At 71.7% G+C, this 6588-nt stretch carries 5 protein-coding genes; 4 read left to right on the plus strand and 1 reads right to left on the minus strand.

Annotation, left to right across the window (positions count from 1 at the left end; all coding sequences use genetic code 11):
• The first annotated feature begins 4 nt into the window (after window positions 1-4).
• From Aco03nite_RS10870 to Aco03nite_RS54660, 4 genes are read left to right on the plus strand one after another with little or no spacing between them, the layout of a single operon-like run.
• Window positions 5-691 (plus strand): IclR family transcriptional regulator, encoded by a 687-nt coding sequence (locus Aco03nite_RS10870; protein ID WP_014447202.1) that lies wholly within the window; start codon window positions 5-7, stop codon window positions 689-691.
• 32 nt (window positions 692-723) lie between these two features.
• Window positions 724-3459 (plus strand): helix-turn-helix transcriptional regulator, encoded by a 2736-nt coding sequence (locus tag Aco03nite_RS10875; protein ID WP_203794856.1) that lies wholly within the window; start codon window positions 724-726, stop codon window positions 3457-3459.
• Between the two features lie 52 nt (window positions 3460-3511).
• A complete protein-coding gene (locus Aco03nite_RS10880; protein WP_203794858.1) occupies window positions 3512-4300 on the plus strand; it encodes an alpha/beta hydrolase in 789 nt (262 codons plus the stop codon).
• On the plus strand, window positions 4297-5424 hold the full coding sequence (locus Aco03nite_RS54660; protein WP_203794860.1) for an MBL fold metallo-hydrolase: 1128 nt from the start codon (window positions 4297-4299) through the stop codon (window positions 5422-5424). Before Aco03nite_RS10880 ends, Aco03nite_RS54660 begins: the two co-directional genes overlap by 4 nt.
• A 214-nt stretch (window positions 5425-5638) precedes the next feature.
• On the opposite strand, the gene Aco03nite_RS10890 is transcribed toward Aco03nite_RS54660, so the two are convergent.
• Window positions 5639-6310: an N-acyl homoserine lactonase family protein gene (locus Aco03nite_RS10890; RefSeq protein ID WP_203794862.1), complete on the minus strand. Its 672-nt coding sequence runs from the start codon at window positions 6308-6310 to the stop codon at window positions 5639-5641.
• Between the last annotated feature and the right edge of the window lie 278 nt (window positions 6311-6588).

Consider the following 6588-nt stretch of genomic DNA (forward strand, 5'->3'; position numbering starts at 1 on the left):
CAGTATGAGCGGTGTAGGCGTTCTCGACAAGGCGGTTGTCATCCTCGCCGCATGTGTCGACGGCGCCAGCCTTGCCGAGTTGGTCGAGCGCACCAAGCTGCCGCGGGCGACCGCACATCGCCTGGCCCAGGCCCTGGAGATACATCGGATGCTGGTGCGCGACACTCAAGGAAGATGGCGTCCCGGACCCAGATTGGGCGAGTTGGCCAATGCCGCACCGGACGTTCTGCTGACCGCCGCGGAGCCTCTCCTGTCCGCACTTCGGGACGCGACGGGGGAAAGTGCGCAGCTGTACCTGCGCCGCGCCGACGAACGGATCTGTGTGGCCGCCGCCGAGCGGGCGAGTGGTCTGCGCGACACCGTTCCGGTCGGTTCGGTGCTGCCGATGGTCGCCGGATCGGCCGCCCAGATCCTGCTCGCGTGGGAGCCGCCGGAGGCTGTCATGCCGCTCCTGCCGCGGTGCAAGTTCACCGGCCGCACCCTGGCCGAGGTGCGCCGTCGCGGCTGGGCGCAGAGTGTCGCCGAGCGCGAGCCGGGTGTGGCGAGCGTCTCCGCGCCGATCCGCGACCGGACCGGCCGGGTGATCGCCTCCATCTCGATAAGTGGACCGATCGAGCGTCTCGGCCGCCGCCCCGGCGAACGCCACGCGATGGCAGTGGTCCGGGCCGGACAGCGTCTTTCCGGGCTGTAACTCATCGATGACTGTCCGATAGGCTGCGCGCCGTGCGGCTCTTCGGGCAGGAAGAACGGCTCTTCGGACGCGACAGCGAATGCGCCCGGCTCGACGGTCTCCTCCGGGAGGCGCGAGGCGGGCGCAGCGCGGCCATGGTCCTGCGCGGCGAGGCGGGCGTCGGCAAGACCGCATTGCTCCGGTACGTGGTGGCCACCGCCCCGCAAGCCCTGGTGATCAGCGGGGTCGAGGCCGAGGCCGAATTCCCGTACGCCGGCCTGCATCGTCTCCTCCTCCCCCTGCTGCCGGAACGTGACCGCCTGCCGGTCGCCCAGCGATCCGCTCTGGAGGTCGCCTGCGGCCTGACCGACGGCCCGCCCGCCGACCTCTTCCTGGTCAGCCTCGCGGCCCTCACCCTGATCGCCGCGCGACCCCGGCTCTGTGTGGTCGACGACGCGCACTGGCTCGACCCGGAGTCGGCCCGCGCGCTCGCCTTCGTGGCCCGCCGCCTGCACGCCGAGGGTGTCGTCCTGCTCTTCGGGCAGCGGGTCGTCGCCGACGACCCGGGCCATCTGTCCGGGCTGGACGTGCTGGAGATCACCGGCCTGCCCCGGGACGCCGCGATGGCGCTGCTCTCCGACGTGGTCACCGGCGACCTGGACCTGAGCCTGGCCGAGCAGGTCGCCGCGACCACCGGCGGCAACCCGCTCGCCCTCACCGACCTGGGCCGGGAGCTCACCACCGACCAGCTCAGCGGCGCCTCCCCACTGCCCGAGCCGATGCCGATCGGCAGCCGCCTGGAGAACCACTACGCCGCCCGGGTCCGCGGCTACCCACCGGCCACCCGCACCTGGCTGGTGCTCGCCGCGGCCGGCGCCGGCGGGCGCACCGACCAGCTGCTGGCCGCGGCCCGGCAGCTCGGCACCGGCCCGGACCAGGCCGCACCCGCCGAATCGGACCGGCTGGTCACCGGGCTCCCGCCACTGGACTTCCGGCATCCGCTGGTGCGGTCGGCGGTCTACGGCGACGCCGTCCCGGCCCAGCGCCGGGCCGTGCACGCCGCCCTCGCCGCGGCGATCACCGGCCCGGCCGACGCCGACCGGCGGGCCTGGCACCTGGGCGCGGCCACCGCCGCCCCGGACGAGTCGGTCGCCGCCGTCCTGGAACGAGGCGCCGACCGGGCCGGCGCCCGCGGCGGCCACACCGCCCGGGCCGGGTTCCTGACCCGGGCCGCCGAACTCACCCCGGAACCCGGCGCTCGGGCGGTCCGCCAGGTGCGGGCGGCCGGAGCGGCGATGGCGGCCGGCGCCCCGGCCCGCGCGCTGCTGCTCCTGGACCAGGTGGACGCCGGCCCGCTCACCGGCCCGGCCCGCGGCGAAGCGCTGCTGACCAGGGCGTTCGCGATCATCAACGCCGGGGTGCCGACCGGCCAGCGGGACGCCGTCGGGTTGTGCCTGGCCGCCGCCGCGGCGTTCGGGGACGACCGTGGACGGGCCCGGCAGGCGGTGGTCCAGGCGATCGAGCACGTGCTGTCCGCCGAGCACCTGGGCGGCACCGGCGAACCCGAGGTCGCCGCCGCGGCCGCCCCGCTCGCCGGTGACGACCACGTCGACGGTCTCGTCCTCGCCGCGTACACCGCGTTCGTCGTGGACGGTTACCCGGACTGCGTGCCGGCGGTCCGCCGGGCCGCCGCCGCCATCGCCGACCCGGACCTGCCCGGCGAGATTCTGCTGGCCCGGTTCGCCATCGGAGTGAACTTCTGCACCCTCACCTGGGACGAGGAGACCAAGGCCGGGATCCTGGACCGGGCCGGGGAGGTGGCCCGGGCCACCGGGGCCCTGCACCGCCTCGACATGATCCACTTCATCGCGGCGATGACCTGCGCGGCCCTCGGCCGGCTCGACGAGGCCGACCGGCACGACGCGACCGGACTGCGCCTGCGCCGGGCCATCGGGGCCACCGCCGAACAGGAACTGGTCTGGCGGCACCCGGAACTGGTCACCTGGCGCGCCCCCGACGGCATCCGGGAGACCGCCGGCCAGGCGCTCGAGGTCTTCGCGATGCTGCATCTCGGCAGCATGCACGCGGTCACCCGCCTGCATCTGGCCATCCTCGACCTCGGCGACAGCAGGTGGTCCTCAGCCCGGGAGATCCTGCTCACCATCGTCGAGCCGGGACACCCGCGGCGGTACGCGTGGGCCCTGCCCGAGCTGGTGGAAGCCGCGTTGCGGGCCGGCGACCGGCGGACCGCGCGAGCCGCCTGCGACGACCTGGAACGCACCGCCGGCGCGAGCGGGACACCCCGGGCGCTCGGCCTGCTGGAGCGGTCCCGGGCCCTGCTGGCCGGGCCGGACACCGCCGAGGCCCACTACCGGGCGGCGATCGGGCACCTCGACGGCACCCTGGCCCACGGTGACCTGGCCCGGGCCCGGCTGCTCTACGGCGAATGGCTCCGGCGCAGACGGCGGCGCCGGGACGCGCGGGACCAGCTCGCCGCCGCGAACGAGATGTTCGAACGGGTCCGGGCCGTCGCGTTCGCCAGACGGGCGGCCGGCGAACTCGCGGCGCTCGGCGAGATCACCAGGTCACCCGTACCGGAAAACCATGATCTTGAACTGACCGCGCAGGAGGCGGCGGTGGCCCGGCTCGCCCGCACCGGCGCCACCAACGCCGAGATCGCCGCGCATCTGTTCCTCAGCCCCAGCACCGTCGACTACCACCTGCGGAAGGTGTTCCGGAAACTCGGCGTCAACTCCCGGCGGCAGCTGCGGGCGACCCTGCAGGACTGACTACGCGTTCCACGGGATTCGCGGGTGGGAGCGTTCCCCGCAGGATCGGTCCATGAGACCGATCGTTCTGGTGCACGGATTCTGGGTCACCCCACGCAGCTGGGAGAACTGGATCGCCCACTACGAGGCGCTCGGCCACCGGGTGATCGCGCCCGCCTACCCCGGTTTCGAAGCCGAGGTGGAGGCGCTCAACGCCGACCCGGCGCCGATCGTGGACGTCACCGTCCCGCAGATCATCGCCCACCTGGAGTCGGAGATCCGGAACCTGCCCGAACCGCCGATCATCATCGGACACTCGGCAGGTGGGGCGTTCACCCAGATCCTGCTCGACCACGGCTACGGCGCAGCCGGCGTGGCGATGAACTCGGCACCCACCGAAGGCGTCCGGGTGGTCCCGCTGACCCAGGTCAAATCCACCTTCCCGGTGCTGAAGAGCCCCGCCAACCGGCACAAGGCGGTGCCGCTGACACTGGAACAGTGGACGTACGCGTTCACCAACACGTTCCCGCCGGACGAATCCCGGGCGCTGTACGAGCGGTATGCGATCCCCGCCAACGGTGGCCTCCTGTGGGGCAGCGTGCTCGCCAACTTCCAGCCCGGCCACCAGGACACCTGGGTCGATTACCACAACGACGACCGGGCGCCGCTGCTGTTCGTCTCCGGATCCGAGGACCACATCATGCCGCCCGAGGTGCAGCGCTCCAACCTTCGGCACTACACATCAAAAACCACCACCGAGATCCGCGAGTACGAGGGATACGCGCACCTGTTGCCCGCCCAGAAAGGGTGGGAGCAGATCGCGGACGAGGTCCTCGACTGGGCGCTGCGGCACGCCCGATGACCGTCACCATCACCCACATCGGCGGCCCGACCACCCTGATCGAAATCGCCGGCCTGCGCCTGCTGACCGACCCGACCTTCGACGCCCCCGGCCGCCGCTACTCGTTCGGCCTGGGCACATCATCGGTGAAGACAACCGGCCCGGCGATCCCCGCGGAAGCCCTGGGCAGAATCGACGCCGTCCTCCTGACCCACGACCACCACAGCGACAACCTGGACGATGCGGGCCGCGCGTTACTCCCGTCGATCCCCCTGGTCCTGACCACCGCGAGCGGCGCGCGCCGCCTCAACGCCGCCACTTCCGGCCCTTCTTCCTCTTCCTCTTCCTCTTCCTCCGGGCCTTCTACTTCTTCTTCCTCCCCTTCCTCTTCTTTCTCCGGGCCTTCTCCTACCGGCCCCTCTTCCTCCCCCGGGCCCTTTCCCTCTTCCTTCTCCTCTTCCGGGCCTTCCTCAGCCGGGCCTTCTTCCTCCGCCTCTTCCGGGCCTTCCCCAGCTGGGCCTTCTTCCTCCGGCGTCTCCCTTCCTTCCGCGCCGTCCTCAGCCGGGCCTTCTTCCTCCGCTTCTTCCGGGCCTTCCCCAGCCGGGCCTTCTTCCTCCGCCTCTTCCGGGCCTTCCGCGCCGCCCGGCTCCTCAGGGCCCCCTTCTCCCGCCGGGCCTGGGGCTTTCCGGGCGGGCAACGCTCGGGGGCTGGTGCCGTGGCAGGAGACGACCGTCGGCGACCTGACGGTGACGGCCACCCCGGCCCGGCACGGCCCACCGTTGAGCCGGCCGATCGTCGGCGACGCCATCGGATTCGCGTTGCGGCCGCCCGGCAGCACATCGGTGATCTGGATCTCCGGCGACACCGTGCTGTTCAGCGGAGTGCGAGAGGTGGCGGCCCGCTTCACCGTCGACACCGCGATCCTGCACCTGGGCAGCGTGCAGTTCGGCCTGACCGGCCCACTCCGCTACACGATGACCGGCCGGGACGGCGCCCGCCTGATCGAATCCCTGCGCCCACGCCGGGTGGTACCGGTCCACTACGAAGGCTGGTCCCATTTCCACGAGGGCCGGGCCGGCGTCGAGGCGGCCTTCCCCGCCGGCGTCCTCACATGGCTGACCCCGGGCGTACCGCAGGAGGTCTGATCTCTCCCGGCTCTTTCCTTTGACCGGCTCTTTCCTTTGACCAGGCGCCCTTCCCCGGACCGGCTCTTCCCTCGACCGGCCTTCCCCGGGTCGGCTATCCCCTGGATCAGCCCTTCCCCGGCACCTCTCTCCTGGCCGGCTATCCCCTGGGCGGCTATCCCCTGGCAGCTCTCCCCTGGGCCGGCTCTTCCCCTTGATCAGGTCTTTCCCTTGGTCAGGGGGTCCAGACGGCGTTGTCGTGCGCGAAGACGATCCGTTTCGGGTCGAAGGCGAGGAGAGTTCCGATCCATTCCGGACTCGGCACGACACCCGTGCGGTGGGCAAGGGCATCCGAGGTGAACCCGGTGGCATGGTCGTGACTCTGCCCGGCGACGATCACCGTCCCGTCAGCGGCGGTGACCACCACCGACTGGTGCCCGGCGGTATGCCCCGGGGTAGGCAGAATCCGCACCCCCGGAAGAATTTCGGCAGCCCCGTCCAGCTCCTCGTACCGCGCTCCCGGATGATCCACCAACTCCGGAAGGGTGTGCCACTTCACGTTCCGAGCAAGATCGAGTTCAGTCCGCTGCACGAAGACCGGCCGCCCCGAGAGTTCCGGATTCCCTCCGCAGTGGTCGAAGTGCAGATGGCAGTTGACCACATATCCGATGTCGTCGACGGTCGTCCCGACAGCCGTAAGGGCAGCCCCGAGCCCAACGCGCCGGGGTTGATAGTGCTGATCGACGTCAGGATGCCCACCCATCCCGGTATCCACGAGAACCCGCCCGTCCGGATGCTCAACGAGATACCCAAAGGTGGGCTCAACCCGGGCAAGCCCAGTCCCAGTCTCCCCAGCCGGCCGAACAAACCACCCAAAATCCACCCGCCGAACCGTGACATCCCTCATCCCCCGAAGTATCCCGACCACACCCCACAATCCCGCCCTCAATCTCCGCAGAGCAGAAGCACCCCAACCACCCCAGCCAAACAAGACACGGCCCAACAAGGCAGAACGTGACGGAAACACGGCTTGGAGGGAGGTCCTGTAGGTGGACCTCAGCGAAAGAGGAGCCGCACGGGCCGCACGGGACGAGCCGCACGGGCCGGGCCGCGCGAGCCGGGCGGGCCGAGCCGAGCCGGGCGGGCCGAGCCGAGCCGGGCGGGCCGAGCCGAGCCGGGCGGGCC

Source organism: Actinoplanes couchii (genome assembly GCF_016862075.1).
In the GTDB taxonomy this organism is placed as follows: domain Bacteria; phylum Actinomycetota; class Actinomycetes; order Mycobacteriales; family Micromonosporaceae; genus Actinoplanes; species Actinoplanes couchii.